Source organism: Thioalkalivibrio sp. ALR17-21 (genome assembly GCF_000420185.1).
Lineage (GTDB): Bacteria > Pseudomonadota > Gammaproteobacteria > Ectothiorhodospirales > Ectothiorhodospiraceae > Thioalkalivibrio > Thioalkalivibrio halophilus.
The window spans coordinates 1-20,594 of the sequence record NZ_ATUL01000023.1; the positions used below are offsets into that span (position 1 = coordinate 1).

At 69.1% G+C, this 20,594-nt stretch carries 21 protein-coding genes; 15 read left to right on the top strand and 6 right to left on the bottom strand.

Features of this window, described 5'->3' with window-relative positions:
• The first annotated feature begins 2 nt into the window (after positions 1–2).
• The 6 genes from ssb to lnt are packed head-to-tail and all read left to right on the top strand — an operon-like array spanning position 3 to position 5,749.
• Positions 3–470: a single-stranded DNA-binding protein gene (gene ssb, locus G020_RS0111365; protein WP_029681299.1), complete on the top strand. Its 468-nt coding sequence runs from the start codon at positions 3–5 to the stop codon at positions 468–470.
• Positions 471–512: 42 nt separating this feature from the next.
• The gene (miaB, locus tag G020_RS0111370) at positions 513–1,865 is read left to right on the top strand and encodes a tRNA (N6-isopentenyl adenosine(37)-C2)-methylthiotransferase MiaB (RefSeq protein ID WP_018946621.1); all 1,353 of its coding nucleotides are present in this window, start codon (positions 513–515) and stop codon (positions 1,863–1,865) included.
• Positions 1,866–1,872: 7 nt separating this feature from the next.
• Positions 1,873–2,844, top strand: a complete 972-nt coding sequence (locus G020_RS0111375) for a PhoH family protein (RefSeq protein WP_018946620.1) — start codon at positions 1,873–1,875, stop codon at positions 2,842–2,844.
• Positions 2,834–3,340 (top strand): rRNA maturation RNase YbeY, encoded by a 507-nt coding sequence (gene ybeY / locus G020_RS0111380; RefSeq protein ID WP_024329654.1) that lies wholly within the window; start codon positions 2,834–2,836, stop codon positions 3,338–3,340. The genes G020_RS0111375 and ybeY overlap by 11 nt, the downstream gene beginning before the upstream one ends.
• Positions 3,330–4,238: an HlyC/CorC family transporter gene (locus tag G020_RS0111385; protein ID WP_024329655.1), complete on the top strand. Its 909-nt coding sequence runs from the start codon at positions 3,330–3,332 to the stop codon at positions 4,236–4,238. The genes ybeY and G020_RS0111385 overlap by 11 nt, the downstream gene beginning before the upstream one ends.
• Positions 4,235–5,749, top strand: coding sequence for an apolipoprotein N-acyltransferase (gene lnt, locus G020_RS0111390; RefSeq protein ID WP_024329656.1), 1,515 nt, complete (start codon positions 4,235–4,237; stop codon positions 5,747–5,749). Before G020_RS0111385 ends, lnt begins: the two co-directional genes overlap by 4 nt.
• A 27-nt stretch (positions 5,750–5,776) precedes the next feature.
• Here the strand turns inward: lnt and G020_RS0111395 are convergent, their stop codons facing one another.
• Together G020_RS0111395 and G020_RS0111400 are read right to left on the bottom strand one after the other, a co-directional pair.
• The gene (locus tag G020_RS0111395; protein WP_024329657.1) at positions 5,777–6,346 is read right to left on the bottom strand and encodes a zinc ribbon-containing protein; all 570 of its coding nucleotides are present in this window, start codon (positions 6,344–6,346) and stop codon (positions 5,777–5,779) included.
• Positions 6,347–6,587: 241 nt separating this feature from the next.
• The gene (locus G020_RS0111400) at positions 6,588–7,409 is read right to left on the bottom strand and encodes a DUF2189 domain-containing protein (protein WP_024329658.1); all 822 of its coding nucleotides are present in this window, start codon (positions 7,407–7,409) and stop codon (positions 6,588–6,590) included.
• Positions 7,410–7,604: 195 nt separating this feature from the next.
• Here G020_RS0111400 and leuS point away from each other — a divergent pair, with 195 nt between their 5' ends.
• Genes leuS through holA form a run of 3 tightly spaced genes read left to right on the top strand, consistent with a single transcriptional unit; the run spans position 7,605 to position 11,747 of the window.
• On the top strand, positions 7,605–10,196 hold the full coding sequence (gene leuS, locus G020_RS0111405; RefSeq protein ID WP_024329659.1) for a leucine--tRNA ligase: 2,592 nt from the start codon (positions 7,605–7,607) through the stop codon (positions 10,194–10,196).
• Positions 10,193–10,705, top strand: coding sequence for an LPS assembly lipoprotein LptE (gene lptE / locus G020_RS0111410; RefSeq protein WP_018946613.1), 513 nt, complete (start codon positions 10,193–10,195; stop codon positions 10,703–10,705). Before leuS ends, lptE begins: the two co-directional genes overlap by 4 nt.
• Before the next feature lies 1 nt (position 10,706).
• Entirely contained in the window at positions 10,707–11,747 is a 1,041-nt protein-coding gene (holA, locus tag G020_RS0111415) for a DNA polymerase III subunit delta (RefSeq protein WP_024329660.1), read from the top strand.
• Positions 11,748–11,795: 48 nt separating this feature from the next.
• Here holA and G020_RS0111420 read toward each other — a convergent pair whose 3' ends face one another.
• Positions 11,796–12,542 (bottom strand): NF038132 family protein, encoded by a 747-nt coding sequence (locus G020_RS0111420; protein WP_018946611.1) that lies wholly within the window; start codon positions 12,540–12,542, stop codon positions 11,796–11,798.
• A 544-nt stretch (positions 12,543–13,086) separates the two neighbouring features.
• Between G020_RS0111420 and G020_RS0111425 the strand changes: the two genes are divergently transcribed.
• From G020_RS0111425 to G020_RS0111445, 5 genes are read left to right on the top strand one after another with little or no spacing between them, the layout of a single operon-like run.
• On the top strand, positions 13,087–14,397 hold the full coding sequence (locus tag G020_RS0111425; RefSeq protein ID WP_024329662.1) for a glutamate-5-semialdehyde dehydrogenase: 1,311 nt from the start codon (positions 13,087–13,089) through the stop codon (positions 14,395–14,397).
• Between the two features lie 21 nt (positions 14,398–14,418).
• Positions 14,419–15,066 (top strand): nicotinate-nucleotide adenylyltransferase, encoded by a 648-nt coding sequence (nadD, locus tag G020_RS0111430; RefSeq protein ID WP_018946609.1) that lies wholly within the window; start codon positions 14,419–14,421, stop codon positions 15,064–15,066.
• Between the two features lie 11 nt (positions 15,067–15,077).
• Positions 15,078–15,482: a ribosome silencing factor gene (rsfS, locus tag G020_RS0111435; RefSeq protein ID WP_024329663.1), complete on the top strand. Its 405-nt coding sequence runs from the start codon at positions 15,078–15,080 to the stop codon at positions 15,480–15,482.
• A 15-nt stretch (positions 15,483–15,497) separates the two neighbouring features.
• Positions 15,498–15,968, top strand: a complete 471-nt coding sequence (gene rlmH / locus G020_RS0111440; protein ID WP_024329664.1) for a 23S rRNA (pseudouridine(1915)-N(3))-methyltransferase RlmH — start codon at positions 15,498–15,500, stop codon at positions 15,966–15,968.
• A gap of 17 nt (positions 15,969–15,985) precedes the next feature.
• Positions 15,986–16,600, top strand: coding sequence for a nucleoside triphosphate pyrophosphatase (locus G020_RS0111445; RefSeq protein ID WP_018946606.1), 615 nt, complete (start codon positions 15,986–15,988; stop codon positions 16,598–16,600).
• On the opposite strand, the gene G020_RS0111450 is transcribed toward G020_RS0111445, so the two are convergent.
• Genes G020_RS0111450 through G020_RS0111460 form a run of 3 tightly spaced genes read right to left on the bottom strand, consistent with a single transcriptional unit; the run spans position 16,601 to position 19,933 of the window.
• Complete coding sequence (locus tag G020_RS0111450) at positions 16,601–18,055, bottom strand: sigma-54 dependent transcriptional regulator (RefSeq protein ID WP_018946605.1); 1,455 nt, start codon at positions 18,053–18,055, stop codon at positions 16,601–16,603.
• On the bottom strand, positions 18,052–19,665 hold the full coding sequence (locus G020_RS0111455; RefSeq protein WP_024329665.1) for a PAS domain-containing sensor histidine kinase: 1,614 nt from the start codon (positions 19,663–19,665) through the stop codon (positions 18,052–18,054). Before G020_RS0111455 ends, G020_RS0111450 begins: the two co-directional genes overlap by 4 nt.
• A 19-nt stretch (positions 19,666–19,684) precedes the next feature.
• Positions 19,685–19,933 (bottom strand): PP0621 family protein, encoded by a 249-nt coding sequence (locus tag G020_RS0111460; RefSeq protein ID WP_018946603.1) that lies wholly within the window; start codon positions 19,931–19,933, stop codon positions 19,685–19,687.
• Positions 19,934–20,040: 107 nt separating this feature from the next.
• On the opposite strand from G020_RS0111460, the gene G020_RS0111465 reads away from it, so the two are divergent.
• On the top strand, positions 20,041–20,574 hold the full coding sequence (locus G020_RS0111465; RefSeq protein WP_167539481.1) for an RNA pyrophosphohydrolase: 534 nt from the start codon (positions 20,041–20,043) through the stop codon (positions 20,572–20,574).
• Positions 20,575–20,594 lie beyond the last annotated feature (20 nt).

The window sequence follows — 20,594 nt, forward strand, 5'->3', positions numbered from 1 at the left end:
TCATTCTCGGCAACCTCGGTGCCGACCCCGAAAAGCGCGAAACGCCCGGCGGGGCGACCGTCACCAACTTCCGCGTGGCCACCACGGAGCAGTGGACCGACAAGCAGAGCGGGGAACGGCGCGAAAACACCGAATGGCACCGGGTCGTAATGTTCGGTCGTCTGGCCGACATCGCCGCGCAGTATCTGTCCAAGGGCTCCCAGGTGTACATCGAGGGCCGGATCCAGACCCGCAAGTGGCAGGGGCAGGACGGTCAGGATCGCTATACCACCGAGATCGTCGCCAGTGACATGCAGCTGGTCGGTGGACGCGGCGGCGGTGGCGCCGGCGGTGCCGCTGCTGCCGGTGGTGGCTACGGCGGCGGTTACGACCCGGGCCCCGGTGGCGGTGGCGACGGCTTCGGGGGCGGTTCGTCCTCCCCGTCGTCCGGTCCGGGCGGCTCCTTCGATGACGATGACGTCCCGTTCTGACGGGTATCTAAAAGGCACATCAGCTGAGGTCGCCGACACGCAATGACCCGCAAGATCTACATCCAGACCCACGGCTGTCAGATGAACGAGTACGACTCTGACCGCATGCTGGACGCACTGAAGGCGGACGGCGGCGCGGAGCGTACCGAGGATCCCGAACAGGCCGATGTCCTGCTGCTGAACACCTGTTCGATCCGCGAAAAGGCCCAGGAGAAGGTCTTCTCGCTGCTGGGCCGCTGGCGCGCGATCAAGGAGCGCCGGCCGGGGATGGTGATCGGTGTGGGCGGCTGTGTAGCGAGCCAGGAGGGCGAGGCCCTGCGTCAGCGCGCGCCGTACGTGGATCTGGTGTTCGGGCCGCAGACCCTGCACCGCCTGCCGGAGATGATCCGCGAGGCGCAGCGGGCGCGGGCCCCGGTGGTGGACATCTCGTTCCCCGAGATCGAGAAGTTCGACCGCCTGCCCGAACCGCAGGCCGAGGGCCCCACGGCCTTCGTCTCGGTGATGGAGGGCTGCTCGAAGTACTGCAGCTTCTGCGTGGTGCCCTATACCCGCGGCGACGAGATCTCGCGCCCGTTCGACGACGTGATCGCCGAGGTGGTGGCGCTGGCCGAGCAGGGGGTGAAGGAGATCAACCTGCTGGGGCAGAACGTCAATGCCTATCGCGGTCCGATGGAGGACGGCGACACGGCCGACCTCGCGCTGCTGATCCACTACGTGGCGGCGGTGGACGGGATCGAGCGCATCCGCTTCACCACCTCGCATCCGGTGGAGTTCTCCGACTCCCTGATCCAGGCCTTCGCCGACGAACCCAAGCTGGTCAGCCACCTGCATCTGCCGGTGCAGAGCGGCTCCGACCGGATCCTGGCGCAGATGAAGCGCGGGCACACCGTGGTCGAATACAAGTCGAAGATCCGCCGCCTGCGCGAGGCGCGGCCGGACCTGGATCTGTCGTCGGATTTCATCGTCGGTTTCCCCGGCGAGACCGACGCCGATCACCGGGCGACTATGGACCTGATCGAGGAACTGCACTTCGATTTTTCCTTCAGCTTTATCTACAGCGCGCGCCCGGGCACGCCGGCAGCCTCGCTTCCGGACGACGTGCCGATGGCGGTGAAAAAGGCCCGCCTCGCGGAATTGCAGGCGTTGATCGAGCAGTACGGGCGCGAGCGCAACCAGTCGATGGTCGGCAGCATCGAGCCGGTCCTGGTCGAAGGGCCGGCGAAGCGCAACCCGGACGAGCTCGCCGGACGCACCGCCAACAACCGCATCGTGAACTTCCCGGCCGACCCGGCGCTGATCGGACAGATGGTGCCGGTGGAGATCACCGAGGCCCTGGCCCATTCGCTGCGCGGACGCCGGGTGCAGGAGCCCGCGCCGGCCGTCGCGACGGCCTGATTCCCTGATGGCGAACCGACTGGATTTCACCCTGGAGCCGGGCGACCAGGAGACCCTGGCGCGCTTGTCCGGGCCGCTGGATGCACATCTGCGCCTGATCGAGAATCGCCTGGGCGTGGCGGTGCACAACCGGGGCCCGCGTTTCAATCTGACCGGGCCCAGCGCGGCGGTGGATGCCGCCGGCGCGTTGATCCACGACCTGCACCGCATGGCGCAGGAAGAGCCGGTATCCCTGGAGCAGGTGCACACCGCGCTGCAGGACGCCCACGTCGAGGCGCTGACCGATACCGATGCCCAGACCCCCGATCCGGTGCTGCGTCTCAAGCGCGCGGCGATCCGTGGTCGCGGTCCGCGGCAGTCGCGCTATATCGCCGGCATTGGGCGCAACGACCTGACCTTCGGTATCGGTCCGGCAGGCACCGGCAAGACCTTCCTCGCGGTGGCCGCGGCGGTGGCCGCGCTGGAGCAGGACCGCGTGCAGCGCCTGGTACTGGTGCGCCCGGCGGTGGAGGCCGGCGAGCGCCTGGGGTTTCTGCCCGGGGACCTCGCGCAGAAGATCGACCCCTACCTGCGGCCGATGTACGACGCCCTGTATGAGCTGATGGGATTCGATCAGACCGCGCGCCTGATGGAACGCCAGGTGATCGAAGTGGCCCCGCTGGCCTACATGCGCGGGCGCACCCTGAACGAGTCCTTCATTATCCTCGACGAGGCGCAGAACACCACCGTGGAACAGATGAAGATGTTCCTCACCCGCATCGGCTTCGGTTCGACCGCCGTGGTCAACGGCGACGTGACCCAGGTCGACCTGCCGCGCGGGCAGAAGTCCGGCCTGCAGCACGCGATCCGCATCCTCGAAGGCGTGGAGGGCGTGGGCATCCACCATTTCCGTGGCGAGGACGTGGTCCGCCATCCGCTGGTGCAGCGCATCGTCCAGGCCTATGACCTCCACGAGGAGGACTCCGGCCATGACGCTTGAGGTCGCGGTGCAGTATGCGGTGCCGCGCGCCGGGGTGCCGGCGGCCCGCGGCCTGCATGCCGCCGCCCGCGCCGCCTGGCGGGGGGAGGACTCGGCCGGGGTGACCCTGCGCATCGTGGATGCCGACGAGGGGCGCGAGCTCAATCACGCGTTCCGCGGCCGCGACTACGCCACCAACGTGCTGTCTTTCCCGGCACCGGGCGACTTGATCATGCCACCCGGTGCCGGGCCGGCCTGTCTCGGCGACATCGTGCTGTGCGACCCGGTGCTGCAGCGCGAGGCGCGCGAGCAGGGCAAGCGGGTGAACGATCATTACACCCACATGGTGGTGCACGGGATGCTGCATCTGCAGGGCTTCGATCATCAGGACGCCGGGGAAGCGGCCGAGATGGAGGCCCTGGAAACGGCGATCCTCGCCGGTCTTGGCCTGCCGGACCCCTACCGGACGGCCGGGGCGGACCCCGGGTGCGACGCACGAGGGGCCCATGGGCTCTGAGGCGAACACCACCGGCGGGGCCGGCCTGTTGCGGCGTCTGCTGGAGCCGGCGCTGCAGCGGCTGCGCCGCGAGCCGCACTCTCGCCCGGAACTGGTCGAGACCCTGCGCGGCGCCCAGGACCGCGAGGTGCTGGACCCCGAGGCGCTGACCATGCTCGAGGGCGTGCTCAACGTCGCCGACATGCAGGTGCGCGACATCATGATCCCGCGGGCGCAGATGGAGGTGGTGCGGCGCGATGCCCCGCTGTCGGAATTCCTGCCTGACGTGGTCGCCTCGGCCCATTCGCGCCTGCCGGTGGTGGGCGATCACCGCGACGAGGTGGTGGGCATCCTGCTGGCCAAGGACCTGCTGCGTTTCTTCGGCGATCCCGACGACACCGCCTTCGACATGCAGGAGATCCTGCGCCCGGCGGTGTTCGTACCGGAGAGCAAGCGCCTGAACGTGCTGCTGAAAGAGTTCCGCCTGAGCCGCAATCACATGGCGATCGTGGTCGACGAGTACGGCGGCGTCGCCGGGCTGGTGACCATCGAGGACGTGCTGGAACAGATCGTCGGCGAGATCGAGGACGAGCACGACGTCGAGGACTATCTCACCCAGATCATGCAGCACCCCGGCGGGCGCTACACCATCAAGGCCCTGACCCCGCTGGAGGAGTTTAACGCCTATTTCCAGACGGCCTACGACGAGGATGCCTTCGACACCGTGGGCGGGCTGCTGCTGTCGCATTTCGCCCATGTGCCGCACCGTGGCGAGACCCTGAACCTCGACGGCATGCAGTTCCGCGTGCTGCGTGCGGACAATCGCCGGCTGCATCTGGTGGAGATGCGCCTGGCCGAGCCCGCCGCACGAGTCGCGGCGGCCGAGTCGGGCGATTCCGGTACCGAGGGGACGCGATGAGAGGGCTCCCGCTGCCCGACCTGTCCGGGCGCTGGACTGGCGGCCTGCTGGCGTTGCTGGCCGGCGCGCTGGCGGTGCTGGCGTTCGCGCCGGTCAGTCTGTTCACTGCTGCCCCGCTGGCGCTGGCCGTGTGGTTCGGGCTGCTGGTCCGGGTGCAGGGGCGGCCGCGTCGCGCGGCCTGGTTCGGCTGGCTGTTCGGCCTCGGTTTCTTCGGCGTCGGCACGTCGTGGATCTTCAACAGCCTGCTGGTGTTCGGCCAGGCCCCGCTGGTGGTGGCCAGCGTGATCACGGTGGCCTTTGTGCTGGTGATGGCGCTGTACCCGGCGTTATTGAGCGCGCTGGCCGCACGCTTCCTGCCGCTGCACCGGATGGAGGGCATCCTGGCGCTGGCGGGCGGGCTGGTGCTGCTGGAACTGGCACGCTCCTGGCTGTTCTCGGGGTTCCCCTGGCTGCTGTTCGGGCATGCCACGCTGGATACGCCGCTGGCGTCCTGGCTCCCGCTGGCCGGCGAGCTGGGGGCGGGGCTGATGGTCGCGCTGATCGCTGCCGGTCTGGTGCTGGCCGCCGGGCGGCGTTCGCGCGGGGTCGGGGTGGGCCTGGTGGCCGGGGTCGTGGTGGTTTCTGCGGCCCTGCTGCCCCTGCAGTGGACCGACCCGGACGGCGATCCGGTCCGCGCGACCCTGGTGCAGGGCAACATCGATCAGGAGCGCAAGTGGGCCCCGGACGGCATCCGTCATTCATTGGAGGTCTATCGCGACCTCACCGCGGAGGCCGGGCCGGCCGATCTGGTGGTGTGGCCGGAAACCGCCATCCCGGCGCTGGCCCGCGAGGTCGACGGGATGCTGGAGCAGGTGGCCGCGGACCTGCCGGGCGAGGACGCGCAGCTGGTGACCGGGCTGTTCGACGGCCACCGCGACGGGGATATCCACAACGCGATCCTGATCTACCCGGGCGGGGCGGCCTACCACAAGCGGCAGCTGGTGCCGTTCGGCGAGTACATCCCGCTGCGCGAGCAGCTGGCGTGGCTCGACCGGCTGCTGATGATCCCGATGTCCGATCTGACCCCCGGGGGGGGTGACGGTCGGATCACGCTGGCGGGACGCACCGCCGGCGCCAGTATCTGCTACGAATCGGCCTACGCCCGGCACATACGCGCTGCCCTGCCCGAGGCGGGTTTCCTGGTGAATGTATCCAATGATGCGTGGTTCGGCGACAGTCTGGCGCCGGCCCAGCATCTCCAGATCGCGCGGGTGCGCGCGGTCGAGACCGGGCGGCCGATACTGCGCGCGACCAATACCGGGATCTCCGCGCTGATCGACTTCGACGGCCGGCTGATCGAGGGCTCGCCCCTGTTCGAGCCGGCTACCGTGCACGGCGAGATCCGGCCCCGCAGCGGCATCACCCCGGCTGCGGCCATGGGCGAGGGCCCGGCGGTGCTGGCGGCGCTGGTGCTGGTGGTGCTGGGTGCGGCGGTGGGCCGGCGGCAGGCGCGGTCCGGCGACCCGGTCTGAATCGACGGGCCCGGGACGCCGGGCGGTTCAGCCGGCGTCTTCTTCTGGCGGCGGTCCGCGGCGGAACGCCGTGTGGTGACACTGCGCGCAGGGCGGAATGCGGCCGACCTTTTCCATGTGCAGCGGGTGCCCGCAGTTCTTGCAGATCAGTTCCCCCGGCCCCGTGATCTCGCCGGTGTGCCATTCGCCCATGACCTGGGCACGCGCCGTCAGCTCGGTGATCTCCACCCGGGTGCGGTCGGCAATGCGTTCGAGCGCGTTGACGATGCTGGCTTCGATCAGGCCGATGTCGATGCGCAGCCAGCTGCGCCAGTCCTCGCTGCGCGAGTCGATGTAGGCGCCCAGGTCCTGCAGGTCGCGCCGCAGGTACTCCATTACCTCGTGCGCCTCCTCGCGGGTCAGGTCGCTGGCCTTCTGCACGCGTTCCCGGGCGTTCTCCAGGGCCTCGTTGATGGCCTTGCCGGTACGCTGCTCCAGTTTCTCGAGGTCCTCGGTGACCTCGTGCAGCATGCGGTGGTAGGCATCGCTCAGGCGCGATTCGCGTTCATGATGGTCTTCTTCGTGCCCGCCCTCGGGAGTGCTGTTTTTGTCGCTCATCGGCATCGCTCCGGATTGATCAGTGTTTCCTTGAGAGCCACGTTAGCACGAGCATGCCCCGAAACGGGGCCACGAGCGATTGTGCGAGAGCGTCGGGACCGCGTTAGCAAAGGGGGACACCCGTCCGGGCATGCGCCACCCGGTTACCCGCCTGCGGCTCTGCGGGCGCCGGAATCTGGCTGGCATTTCCGCTGACGGGGCATCCTTCGGCATCGGGCGTGCGGAAGGAGGCCCGTGTGGCTCAGGCGTCTTCTACCAGGTCCCGGTAGGCGTGCCACATGGCGTAGCCCAGCCAGGGGAACACGACGATCAGGGCCAGCAGAGCGGTGGCTGCCGAGACCGTGAACAGCACGGTGATCAGCGCGGCCCAGATGAGGGTGGCGGCCGGGCTGGTGCGCAGGGCCTTCAGGCTGGTGCCCATCGCTGTCATGAGTCCGGTCCGGCGGTCCAGCAGGGTCGGGATCGTGACCACGGAGAGTGCAAGAACGACGACCGCGAGGGCGGCACCGGCGACGACCAGACCGGCCAGCGAGATCAGTCCGCTGGCGCTGCCCAGCAGGACCGGAAAGGCCTCGTGCAGCGGGCCCAGCAGTCCGGCGTGGCCGACGTTGAGGACCCCCATCCACAGCCAGACGAAGGCGGTCCAGGCCAGGAAGATCGAGGCCAGCAGGGCGGCGAAGGCCCAGATGGCTCCGCCGGTCGCCTCCAGCGCGCCGAAGCCCGAGCGCAGGCCGACGGTCTCGCCGCGTTCGATGCTCCGGGCCAGGCCGTTGAGGCCGGTGGCGAGGACGGGTCCGACCAGAAGGAAGCCCGTGAGGGCGGCAACCCCGGCCCACGGCCAGGACCAGAGCACACCCATGATGACGGCTCCGATCGCGGTCACCATCAGGCCGTGCAGCAGCCCGGCCGGGGCATGCCGCAGGTCGTGCCAGCCGGCACCCAGCCAGCGCAGCGGGCGGCCGGCCTCGATCCGGCGTACGCCGGGCGTGGCCTCCTCGTACCCGTGGCGGGGCCGGATTTCGGAAAGGTCGTCCGGATAACGGCGCTGGATCAGGGAGATCATGCTGCACCTCCTTCGTATCGCATCGGTCGATGCGCCAAGGGTATGTATCCTGAAGTCTAGATGGCCATGCGCCGCCTTGCGGTTGCGTTTGACGGAACCATTCGGCAGATCCGGGTCTTGTCTGGAAGGGGGGCGGGGTGACTGGTATTCTGCGCGGTTCTTCGTTCGCGGCGGCAAACAGCAAAGGTGAGGCCCATGCAGGAGCATTATTCCCCGGAGCAGGTGGAGACCGAGGTCCAGCGTCGCTGGGACGAGACCGGCTGTTTCCGGGCGCAGGAAGATGCCCCGGGAGAACCCTTCTACTGCCTGTCGATGTTCCCGTACCCGTCGGGCAAGCTGCACATGGGCCACGTGCGCAACTACACCATCGGCGACGTGATCGCGCGCTTCCAGCGTATGCAGGGCAGGAGCGTGCTGCAGCCGATGGGCTGGGACGCCTTCGGCCTGCCGGCGGAGAATGCGGCGATGCAGAACAATGTGCCGCCGGCGACATGGACGCGCCAGAACATCGAGCAGATGCGCACCCAGCTCCAGCGCCTGGGCTTCGCCTACGACTGGTCGCGCGAATTCGCGACCTGCGATGCCGAGTATTACCGCTGGGAGCAGTGGCTGTTCGTGCGTCTGCTCAAGAAGGGGCTGGTTTATCGTGCCCGGGCCACCGTGAACTGGGATCCGGTCGACCAGACCGTGCTCGCCAACGAACAGGTCATCGAGGGCCGTGGCTGGCGCTCCGGCGCGGTGGTCGAGCGCCGCGAGATGCCGCAGTGGTTCCTGCGTATCACCGACTACGCAGACGAGCTGCTGGAGGCCCTGGACGACCTGGACGGCTGGCCGGATCAGGTGCGCACCATGCAGCGCAACTGGATCGGGCGTTCCGAGGGCGTGGAGCTGGAATTCGCGGTGGACGGCGGCGAGCCGCTGACCGTGTTCACCACCCGGCCGGACACCCTGTTCGGCGTCAGCTACATGGCGCTCGCGCCGGAGCATCCCACGGTGCAGGCGCTGGCGCAGAATGACGCGGAACTGGCTGCGTTCGTGGACGAGTGCGGCCAGGGCGGGGTGGCCGAGGCGGACCTGGCCACAATGGAGAAGAAGGGCCGCGCGCTGGGCTTCACCGCCCGCCACCCGCTGACCGGCGAAGATATCCCGGTGTGGGTCGCCAACTTCGTGCTGATGGAATACGGCACCGGCGCGGTAATGGCGGTACCGGCGCACGACGAACGCGACCACGAGTTCGCGACGCAATATGGCCTGCCGATCCGCCAGGTGATCGCCCCGGCCGACGGGGGCGAGTGCGACGTGCAGGCCGCCGCGTTCACCGAAGCCGGCGTGCTGGTGAACTCGGGCGATTTCACCGGGCAGGACACGGAGGCGGCGAAGGCCGCGATCGCCGATCATCTGGAGCAGGCCGGACTGGGCCGGCGCCGGCGCAACTACCGTCTGCGCGACTGGGGCATCTCGCGCCAGCGCTACTGGGGCTGCCCGATCCCGGTGATCCACTGCGACGACTGCGGTGCGGTGCCGGTGCCGGAAGAGGATCTGCCGGTGCGCCTGCCGGAGGACGTGATCCCGGACGGGGCGGGCTCGCCGCTGGCGCGCATGCCGGAGTTCTTCGAGGCGACCTGTCCGGAATGCGGCAAGCCGGCACGCCGCGAGACCGATACCTTCGATACCTTCTTCGAGTCCAGCTGGTACTTCGCCCGCTACGCCTGCGCCGACAACGACACGGCGATGCTCGACGAACGCGCCGATCACTGGCTGCCGGTGGATCAGTACGTCGGCGGGATCGAGCACGCGGTACTGCACCTGCTGTATGCGCGCTTCTTCCATAAATTGCTGCGCGACGAGGGGCTGGTGGGTTCCGACGAGCCGTTCACCCGGCTGCTGACCCAGGGCATGGTGGTGGCGCCGACCTTCTACCGCGAGCGCGGCGATGGCGGGAAGGACTGGATCAACCCCGTCGACGTGGAACTGGAGCGCGCCGAGGATGGTTCGGTGAAAGCCGCGCGCCACCGCGAAGACGGGCAGCCGGTGACCATTGGCGGCATGGAGAAGATGTCCAAGTCGAAGAACAACGGCGTGGATCCGCAGGCGCTGATCGAGCGCTTCGGGGCCGACACCGCGCGGTTGTTCACCATGTTCGCCGCCCCGCCGGATCTGTCGCTGGAATGGTCGGACTCCGGCGTCGAAGGGGCGCAGCGTTTCATCCGCCGCCTGTGGCGCGCGGTGCGCGAACATGTCGGGGGTGCGGCGGCGTCGCCGCTGGATCCCGAAAATCTGTCCGAGCCGGCGGGCGATCTGCGGCGCAAGCTGCACGACACAATCGCCAAGGTCACCGACGACATCGGCCGGCGCCAGACCTTCAACACCGCGGTGGCGGCGAACATGGAGCTGCTGAACGAGCTCGGGCGTCTGCCGGAGGATGCCGAGGGCGCCATCGCGGTACGCCAGGAGGTGCTGGAGGGCATCGTGCGCATGCTGGCTCCGATCACTCCGCACGTGACCCAGGTGCTGTGGGAGGCGCTGGGCCATGACGGGCTGGTGGCCGATACCCGCTGGCCGCAGGTCGACGAGGCCGCCCGGCAATCCGCCCGCGAGACCCTGGCGGTACAGGTCAACGGCAAGCGCCGGGCAGAGATCGCGGTCCCGGCCGGTGCGGATCGTGAGAGCGTGGAGCGCATCGCGCGGGAAGACGAAAACGTCCAGCGCCATCTCGAGGGGCAGGGCATCGTGAAGGTGATCGTGGTCCCCGGACGCCTGGTGAATTTCGTGGTCAAGCCGCAATGACCCGGTTCCTGCCGCGTCTGCTGGTGGTGCTCGTGCTGACGGCCTCGCTGGCCGCCTGCGGGTTCCAGCTGCGCGGCACCGGGGGCTGGCCGGCGGAACTGGACCCGGTGGAGATCCGCGGCCTGCAGCCGCGGGACTCCCTGTACCAGGAACTGGCCCGGGGCCTGCGTGCCTCCGGGATCGAGATCGTGGACGAGCGCCCGGAAGAGCGGGGCGCGACCCTGGAGATCCGCTCGGTGGACGATTCGCGGCGCGCGCTGTCGGTGTCCGATCAGGCGCGGGTCAGCGAGTACGAACTGACCCGCAGCATGCGCGTGCGGCTGCGCCCGGCCGATGGTGAAGCGATGGACCTCGAACCGCTGCGTGCGTCGCGCACTTACGTCTATGACGAGACCGCCGTGCTCAGCCGTTCGGAGCGCGAGGAGGACCTGCGGGCCACCATGAACCGCGATCTGGTGGCCCTGCTGCAGCGTCGGGTGCGAGCCCTGGCCGGGGGGGGCGAGGACTGACATGGCCGTCGATCCGGGACGCATCGATCAGTCCCTGCGCAAGGGCGTGGCCCCGCTGTACATGCTGCTGGGCGAGGAACCGCTGCAGACCATCGAGGCCGCCGATGCGATCCGGGCCGCCGCCCGCGAGCAGGGTTTCGACGAGCGCACGGTGCTGGATCTCTCCGCCCAGTCCGACTGGTCCGCGCTGGATGCGGCGCTGCGTGACCGCTCGCTGTTCGCCAGCCGCACGCTGGTGGACCTGCGTCTGGCGACCGGCAAGCCCGGGCGCGAGGGCGGGGAGAAGCTGAAGGCCTGTGCGGCGGCGCCGCAATCCGACACCGTGCTGCTGCTGCAGCTGCCGCGCCCGGATCGCGACATGCGCCGCGCGGCCTGGTTCAAGGCCATGGAGTCGGCCGCGGTGGTGGTGCATGCGCGGCCGGTGCCGCCTGAGCGGCTGGACGGCTGGATCCGCGAACGCCTGACTCGGCACGGGCTGCGCATCACGGACGAGGCGCTGCAGCTGCTGGCGGCCCGGGTGGAGGGCAACCTGCTGGCGGCGCGCCAGGAGATCGAAAAGCTGGCACTGGCCGGGGTGCGGGAGATCGATCTCGAGACCCTGTCCGAGTCCACCGCGGATGCCGCGCGCTTCGATCTGTTCGGCCTGTCGGCGGCGGCGCTGCGCGGCGAGACCGGCCGCGCCCTGCGCATGCTGGAGGGCCTGCTGGACGAAGGTCAGCCCGAGCCACTGATCCTGTGGGCGCTGGCGCGCGATGCACGGCTGCTGGTGCAGGCCCTGGAACGCCGGGCCGCCGGGGCGAACGACCGCGAGGCCTTCCAGGGCAGCTTCGGCGACCAGCAAAAGGCCCTGCGCCTGGCGGCGGGACGTCTGGACGTGGCGCGGGCGCGTGACATCCTGCGCCTGGCTGCCCGGGTGGACCGGGTGATCAAGGGGCAGGAACAACACGGGGATGCCCGGCAGGGGCTGCTGGACCTGGTGGCTCGTATGGCGGGCCGGCCGCTGACCGTGGCCGACCCTGTCCTCAACCCCGAGGGTGCATGACCCGGCGCAGCGCCCCGGCGCAGCCTGGAACGGGCCATGCGGAGGCGATTAGCCTGTGACCGCAGCGTCCCGGCGCCGGTACCCCGCGACCAGGGTCAGACCCGCCAGACCAAGGCCCATCAGGGCCAGCGACGCCGGCACGGGCACGGGGGTCGGGGCCGGATCATCGCCGATGGCCGTACCCGCGATGGTGGCGCCGTCGAAGGCGAGGCCGGACTGGAAAGCCGTGTCCTGCCAGTTCACCACACCGAACTCCAGAGAGTAGGTGCCGGTATCCTCGAACAGGTACGAAGCCTGGATCCAGTCGGTGTATCCGCACCCGTCATCCCAGCAGGATCCTGAGTTGGCGCCCAGGGGAGACCATTCCGGTGCCCCGGGGATCACGGGGGTTTCCTCCGGATCGAGGGTCACGTCCGCATCCGGCTCCGGGAGCCCGAAACCCGGTACGGTGTCACCGTCCGGCGTCGTGCGGGCGGTGAACAGTTGAATCGGAGCCGCGCTGTCCGGGAGGATCTGTGCCCACGCGTAGTCGGTGAAACCTCCACCATCAGAGGAAACGTAGTTGAAGTAGAAGTTGAGTTCATCGCCCTCATCCGCGCTGAACTCTGGCGAGGTGATGGTCGATCCGGTGGTTTCGTCGCCAACGTCCAGGCCGTCGATGTCGTTCCCGTCGTTGGTCGAGATCCAGCCGTATTCCGAGTTGCCGAACGGCGACAGCGTTATATCGCCGTCCGCCGCTGACGTGCCGCAGTTTCCATTACAGTCCCAGCCGGAGATATCGATCGGTGAAGCCATGGCCGTACTGGCCAGACCGAGTGCACCGCACAATCCGGTTGCCGCAAGGCCGAGGTTAAATGTTTTCATTGGACACCTCTTCTTTTCGGAGTCAATGGTCGGGTGGCACCGCCTTTTTTGGGTGGCTCCCGGTTGTCGCATGAGCAGGAAAAGACCTACAGGGCATCGCCCTGCTGTTATCGAGCAATATCGGTGCCAGTACGGTCCCGGGGTTTCATGGTTCATGTAGAACAATGGCTTGCGGGGAGGGCGGGCTGTCTCTTGCCTCAGTGAGAGCGCCGGCATGTCAATCCCGCGGACAACCTGCCGCAGTGGTGCATCCGGCGAAGTCATCGACGCGGAAAGTGCCTTGTGGGAGAGTGCGGCCAGCCTGATCCGGTTATCGTCATCCGCGCCGCGTTCGGGGTCGCGAGCGTGGATCGGATCACCCGGGCTCCGGAAAACGGCAATGCCCGGCAGGGGTTGCTAGACTTGGCGTCCACGTATGGCGGAGCACCCGCCGACCGTGGCTGAACCCGTACCGAATTCCAACGAGTCTGATCGTATGAACGCTGCCGTGAATCCCGCCGAATCCGCTGCTGTCAGCGATGATATGGTCGCCAGGATCGAGGCCCTGGGGCGTGCTGCGCGCGCCGCCTCGCGCCACATGGCCGAGGCCGAACCGGGTGCCAAGAACGCGGCGCTGCAGGCCATCGCCGAGGGGATCGCCGAGCGTCGCGCGGAGCTGGCCGAGGCCAACGAGCGCGACCTGGAGGCGGGGCGAGCCCGCGGGCTGGACGCGGCGATGCTGGACCGTCTGGCGCTGACCGATGCGCGCATCGACACCATGATCGAGGGCTGCCGGCAGGTCGCGGGTCTGCCGGATCCGGTGGGTACGATCTCCGACATGGCCTATCAGCCCAGCGGGATCCAGGTAGGGCAGATGCGGGTGCCGCTGGGGGTGATCGGCATCATCTATGAATCACGCCCCAATGTGACCATCGACGCGGCGGCGCTGTGCCTGAAGTCGGGTAACGCGGCGATCCTGCGCGGCGGTTCCGAGGCCGCCCATTCCAATCGCGCGCTGGCCGGCATCATCCAGTCCGGGCTGGCGGCGGCGGGGCTGCCGCGCGAGGCGGTACAGATCGTCGACACCACCGACCGTGCCGCGGTGGGGGCGCTGCTGCGCATGCCCGAGTACGTGGACGTGATCGTGCCACGCGGCGGCAAGGGCCTGATCGAACGCATCAGCCAGGAGTCGCAGATCCCGGTGATCAAGCATCTGGACGGGGTGTGCCACGTGTACGTGGACGCCGCGGCGGACCCGGGCAAGGCGCAGGCGGTGGCGGTGAACGCCAAGACCCATCGCTACGGCACCTGCAACACCATGGAGACTCTGCTGGTGCATGCCGATGTCGCCGAGACCTTCCTGCCGGCGGTGGCCGCCGAACTGGACGGGCTGGGGGTCAGCCTGCGCGGCTGCGCCCGCACCCGCGCGGTGCTGGCCGACGGCGGGCCGGAGGTCGCCGAGGCTGGCGAGGAGGACTGGGCGGCCGAATACCTGGGGCCGATCCTGGCGATCCGCGTGGTGGACGACCTGGACGCGGCGATCCAGCACATCAATACCTGGGGGTCACATCACACCGACAGCATCGTGACCGAAAACTGGGGGCATGCGCGGCGCTTCCTGCGCGCGGTGGATTCCAGCTCGGTGATGGTGAATGCCTCCACCCGCTTCGCCGACGGCTTCGAGTACGGGCTGGGCGCGGAGATCGGGATCTCCACCGACAAGCTGCACGCGCGCGGGCCGGTGGGGCTGCATGGCCTGACCACCCTGAAATACATCGTGTTTGGCGACGGCCATGTGCGTGGCTGAGCGCGGCGGGAAGGTGGCGGCTTGATCGGGATCCTCGGCGGGACCTTCGATCCGATCCATTTCGGTCATCTGCGCCCGGCGCTGGAGGTGCAGCAGCACCTGGGGCTGGAACGGGTGCACTTCGTGCCCTGCCACGTGCCGCCTCATCGCGCCAGCCCCGGGACTTCGGGCGAGGACCGCCTGGCCATGGTGGAGCGCGCGGTGGCCGGCGTGGAGGGTTTCGTCGCCGACCGGCGCGAGCTGGATCGCACCGGGCCGTCCTACACCGTGGACACCCTGCTGACCTTCCGCCGGGAGCTGGGTGACGATGTGCCGCTGGTGCTGATCATGGGCATGGATGCCTTTGCCGGCCTGTCGTCCTGGCACCGCTGGGAGACCCTGTTCGAGCTGGCGCACGTGGCGGTGTCGCATCGCCCCGGAAGCCCCGCCTCGCAGGACCTGGGCGACGGCCCGGGGGGCGCGGTCACCGACGATCCCGCCGTGCTGCGGGCGAGTCCGGCCGGCCGGGTGTACTTCCAGCCGGTGACTCAGCTGGATATCTCCGCTACCGCCATCCGGGCCCAGCTGCGCGAGGGGGCCAGCCCCCGCTTCCTGCTGCCCGGGGCGGTCGAACGCTACATACAGGAGCGCGGGCTTTACCGGTCCGCCGCAGGAAACCCCACTACATGACATCCGAAACCATGAACAGCGAACAGTTGCTGGAATTGAGCCTCGAGGCGCTCGAGGACATGAAGGCCCGCAACATCCGCAGCATCGACGTGCGCGGCAAGACCACCCTGGCCGATTTCATCGTGATCGCCTCGGGGACCTCCGGGCGCCACGTGCAGTCCACCGCCGAGAACGTGGCGACCGAGGCCAAGCACCGTGGCATCCAGCCGCTGGGCGTGGAGGGCCAGGAGGGCCAGGAATGGGTCCTGGTCGACCTCAACGACGTGATCGTCCACGTGATGCTCCCCGAGACTCGCGATTTCTACAATCTGGAAAAGCTGTGGCTGGCCGAGGAAGAGGCCGCGGAGGGTGACGGGGGCGATGGCGGCATGGAGGATGACCCCGGCCTGCAGCGGGTCCGCCGGCTGCGGGGCTGAGCCGGTTTATCGGCGATGCGTCTGCATCTGATCGCCATCGGCCGCCGCATGCCCGACTGGGTCGCTTCCGGCTTTGCCGAATACCGGGACCGGCTGCCCCGCGAATGGGGTTTCCAGCTGCACGCACTGGCGGCCCCGGCGGGCTCGAAATCCATGGATGCCACGACCCGCCTGCGGCGCGAGGGCGAGGCTCTGCTCAAGGCGGTGCCCGAGGGTGCCCGGATCATCACCCTGGATGAACGCGGCCGTGCGGTGGACACCCGCGGACTGGCGCAGCGCCTGGCCGGCTGGCAGGACGACGGGCGCGACGTCGCGCTGCTGATCGGCGGGGCCGACGGCCTGGATGCCGCCGTGCGCGAGCGGGCCGAGTGGGCCTGGTCGCTGTCGCCGCTGACCTTCCCCCACATGCTGGTGCGGGTGCTGGTGGCGGAGCAGCTCTACCGCGCCTGGTCGCTGCTCAACAATCATCCCTATCATCGCGCGTGAGTCGCGCTCCGGTCGTTATGTCGTCCGCCGCTGCCTGCAACCGTCCCGACGCCCTGCCGCTTCTGCTGGCCTCCGCGTCCCCCCGCCGGCGCGAATTGCTGACTCAGATCGGCGTGGTGCATGAGGTGGCCGCGATGGATGTGGACGAGACCGCTGCGCCCGACGAGGAACCCGGGGCCCTGGTCGAGCGCCTCGCGGCGGTCAAGGCGGAAGCAGCGCGTGACCACGCCCGCCGGGGGCAGTGGGTTCTGGCGGCGGATACGGTCGTGACGATCGACGGGGAGGCGCTGGGCAAGCCCGCGGACGAGGCTTCGGCCGCCGCCATGCTGCAGCGGCTGTCCGGCCGCGAACACCGGGTGATTACCGGCATGGCACTGCTGCGCGATGACGGCCCGGTGTGCACCGGGCGCGGCGAGACGCGGGTATGGATGCGCCCGCTGGACGCGCGCGACATCGCGGCCTACTGGGCCAGCGGCGAGCCGCGCGACAAGGCGGGGGGTTATGCCCTGCAGGGGCGGGGTGCAGCCTTTGTCGAACGCATCGACGGTTCCTGCAGCAACGTGATCGGCCTGCCCCTGTTCGAGCTGGAGCAGTGGCTGAACGACCTGGAGGACCCGCCCGCCCGTGCCTGACTATTCGATTCCGAGTTTCTTCAGACGGTAGCGCAGCTGGCGGAAACTGAGCCCCAGTAACCTCGCGGCCGCGGTGCGGTTGCCGCCGGTCTGATGCAGGGCGGTCTCGATCGCCTGGCGCTCCTGGTCGGCGAGGTGATCATCCAGGCCCACATCCTCGTAGCGGATCGACGGCGGGGTGCGGCGCTCCTTCACCCCGGGGGGCGGGGTGCCCGGGTTGTCTGCGCCGGGGCCGGCGCGGCGGTCCTCGCCGTTGTCCTCCGGGGTCGGGGCGGTGGCCGGGAGATCGATGTTGTCGGCGTGGATCGCCGCGCCCTCCGCGAGGGTGGCGGCGCGCTCCAGGATGTTCTCCAGCTCCCGCACGTTGCCCGGGAAGGGGTGGCGCTCCAGCAGCTCCTGCGCGTCCGGCGCGAGTTCGCGGGCCTCCAGGCCCCATTGTTCGGCGATTCGCTGCAGCATCACGGTGGCCAGGCCGGGAATGTCGCCGTCGCGTTCGCGCAGCGGCGGGACCCGCAGTTCGATCACGTTGAGACGGTAATAGAGGTCCTGGCGGAAACGGCCTTCGCGCACGGCGCGCTCAAGGTCGTGATGGGTCGCCGACAGGATGCGCACGTCCACCGGGATCTCCCGCGAGCCGCCGACCGGCTTGATCGCGCGCTCCTGGATCGCGCGCAGCAGCTTGACCTGCATCGCCAGCGGCAGGTCGGCGACCTCGTCCAGGAACAGGGTGCCGCCCTCGGCCGCCTGGAACAGCCCGGGGTGGTCCTGGGTGGCCCCGGTGAAGGCGCCCTTGCGATGGCCGAAGAACTCGCTCTCCATCAGTTCCGCCGGGATCGCGCCGCAGTTCACCGGCACGAAGGGGCGCTCGGCGCGCGGCCCCAGTCGATGGATTTCGCGCGCCACCAGTTCCTTGCCGGAACCGGATTCTCCGGCGATGAACACCGGCGCCTGGGAGCGCGCCAGCTTGCGGATGGTGGCGCGCAGTTTCTGCATGGGTTCGGAGTCGCCCAGCAGCGGGCTGTCGGGGTCTTCGGTCGTGCTGCAGCGGGTCGGCGTCGAGCCGCACGCCGCCTCCGTCGCCGGCGCGGATTCCATGCGCAGGGCGCTGTCGATCAGTTCGCGCAGCTGCTTGAGGTCGACCGGCTTGCTGACGAAGTCGAAGGCGCCCAGCTTGAGGGCCTGCACCGCCGTATCGACACTGCCGTGCGCGGTGATGACCGCCACCGGCAGCTCCGGGCGGGTGGTCTGGATGTGACGCACCAGGTCCAGCCCGTCCCCGTCCGGCAGGCGCATGTCGGTCAGGCAGAGGTCGAAGTCCCGCTGCGCCAGCAGCTGCCGTGCCGGGTCCAGCGCGCCGGTCGTTTCGGCCTCCAGGCCCATGCGCGCGAGGGTGATCTCCAGCAGTTCGCAGATGTCGGGTTCATCGTCGACAACCAGCACGTGCTTGATGCTCATGACGCCGATCCCTGGTGTTGTTCGTCGGGGGCAAACAGGATGCGGAAGCAGCCCCCGGAGGGTGCATGCGCGTATTCCAGCGAGGCCCCGTTGTTTTCGCACAGCATGCGCGAGATGTACAGGCCCAGGCCGGAGCCGCCGGAATGGCCGGAGACGAAGGGCTCGAACAGCTCCTTCTGGGTTTCCGGGTCGATGCCGGGGCCGGCGTCCAGCACGTCCAGACTGACCACCCGGGCGACCTGGCCGGCGCCGCCGCGCAGGATAATGGGCGGGCTTTCGGGCCGGTCGTGCCCGCCGTGCACCCTGGCATTGCTGCACAGGTTCCACAGCACCTGGTTGAGCTGCGAGGGGTCGAACAGGACCTCCGAATCTGCGGGTTCCACGCTCACGTGCAGCGATTCCCGCGGTATCTGCAGCGCACTGCAGAATTCCTCGGCGAAACGTTCGAGTTCGTCGTGCAGGTTGAGCCGCTGGCGTTCGCCCGATTCGCGACGCGACAGGCTGAGGACGTTCGCGATCAGGCTGTTCACGCGGTCGCTCTGCTTGTCGATGATCGCCAGCAGACGCTGGTCGGGCGCCGAAAGGTCGGGCGATTCGCGCAGTAGCTGGGCGCTGTGGGAGATCGCGCCCAGCGGGTTGCGGATCTCGTGCGCGATGCTGGCGGTCAGGCGTCCCAGGGCCTGCAGCTTGCTTGCCTGGGCCTGGCGGCGCAGTTCGGCGGCGTCTTCCAGGATCAACAGGGTACCCTGGTCGCCCTGGTTGCCCAGCGGGGCCAGACGGACCTGCAGGGCCGGCTGTTCCTGGTCGCCGGGCAGGTGGCGGGTGCGGCTGGCCGGCCCGGTTTCTTCCTGCCATTCGCGCACGGCCCGGGCCAGGCGCGGCGAGATCGACGACAGGTGCCGCCCCGGTCGGGGCGGGAGGAGCTGGCGCGCCGCCTCGTTGATGGAGCGGATGTAGCCCCGGGGGTCGATCGCCACCACTCCGGCGCTCATGCGCGCGATGATCTGGGCGTTGAGTTCCGCCAGGCTGGCGAGATCGACTTCCTGCTGTTCGACCTGGGCGCGGCTTTCGTCGGCCCGCCGGCTGAAGTGGTGGGCCAGCAGGGTTCCGGCCAGCAGCGCGGCCCCCAGCAGTCCGGCCTGGGTCAGGCTGTCGAGGTCGCCCAGCGTGATCAGGATGGCGAGGCCTTCCGCGCCCAGAAGGCCGGCGCTCACGGCGGCGGCCAGCGGGAGGCCCAGGCGACCGGCCGACAGCAGGGCCGTTGCCATCACCGCAGGGATCAGCAGCAGGCCGATGCCGGTGTGGACGCCCCCGGCAACCACCATCAATGCGAGCAGGCCCGCGGCATCCCCGGTGCCGCCCAGCAGGATCATGCGGCGGAACTGTGCGACGCGCTCGGGTTCGCGGTTGCAGTGTTCGGCAAACGCCGCCATGAACACCGAGAACACCAGGTAGCCGCCGGCCAGTGCGGGATAGACTTCGGGGACCGCGGGGTCCACGCCTACCGGCAGGCCCGGGAACAGGCCCATCAGGAGCAGGACCAGCGCGACAAACACCCGGTACAGGGCGTACAGGCGGCTGGAGCGCTGGGTGTCGGTGTCGATGACCATCGAGGGTGGGGTGACGGGGTCAGTCCCGGGGATGGCGGTCCGCCTCGGCGTGTTGCCGCGAACAGAAGCAGCGCTCGCCTTCGCACAAGGCCTGGTCTTCCGGTACATGCACGCCGCAGTGGGCGCAACGCACCATGGCGCCGCTCTCGCGCACGCGTTCCGGCGGGTCGTCGCGCCGGACCCGGCGGCGCTCGCCGCTCGAGCGCACCAGGGTGCGCACGGCAAGAAAGATGGCAACGATGGCGATGATCAGCAGGAGCAGCCTCATGCCGCGAGTTTAAAACAATGTGCACCCGCATGCCTTCCGCGGGTCTTTGCCGCATTGCGGGGGGTGTGGAACAATGCGGGTAATAGAGAAGCGTCTGGTTGCGGCAAGTGATTGATTGCGATGGATTTCGTCCCAATGTAGGCATCATCCTGTGCAACCGGGAGCGGCAGTTGTTCTGGGGCAAGCGCGCGGGGCAGGACGCCTGGCAGTTTCCGCAGGGCGGCATTCGCACCGACGAGACCCCGGAAGAGGCCCTGTTCCGTGAGCTGCGCGAAGAGACCGGGCTGCTTCCGGAACACGTGGAACTGCTGGGGAGCACCCGCCGCTGGCTGCGTTACCGGCTGCCGGAGCGCATGATCCGCCGGCGTCGCAACCCGGTGTGCGTGGGCCAGAAGCAGCGCTGGTTCCTGCTGCGCATGACGGGCGAGGAGAGCAATGTAATGCTGAATGCGATGGACACGCCGGAGTTCGATTCCTGGTGCTGGATTGACTATTGGCGTCCGGCACGTGAAGTGGTGCACTTCAAGCGCAATGTCTACCGCCGGGCGCTGTGCGAACTGGTGCCGCTGATGTTCCCCGAGCTGCAGCGCGACGACGACGCGGCACCCCGGTCCTGCAACTCTCCCGCGGTGTCGCGTTGAGCGCCCCCGCCAATCCGCCT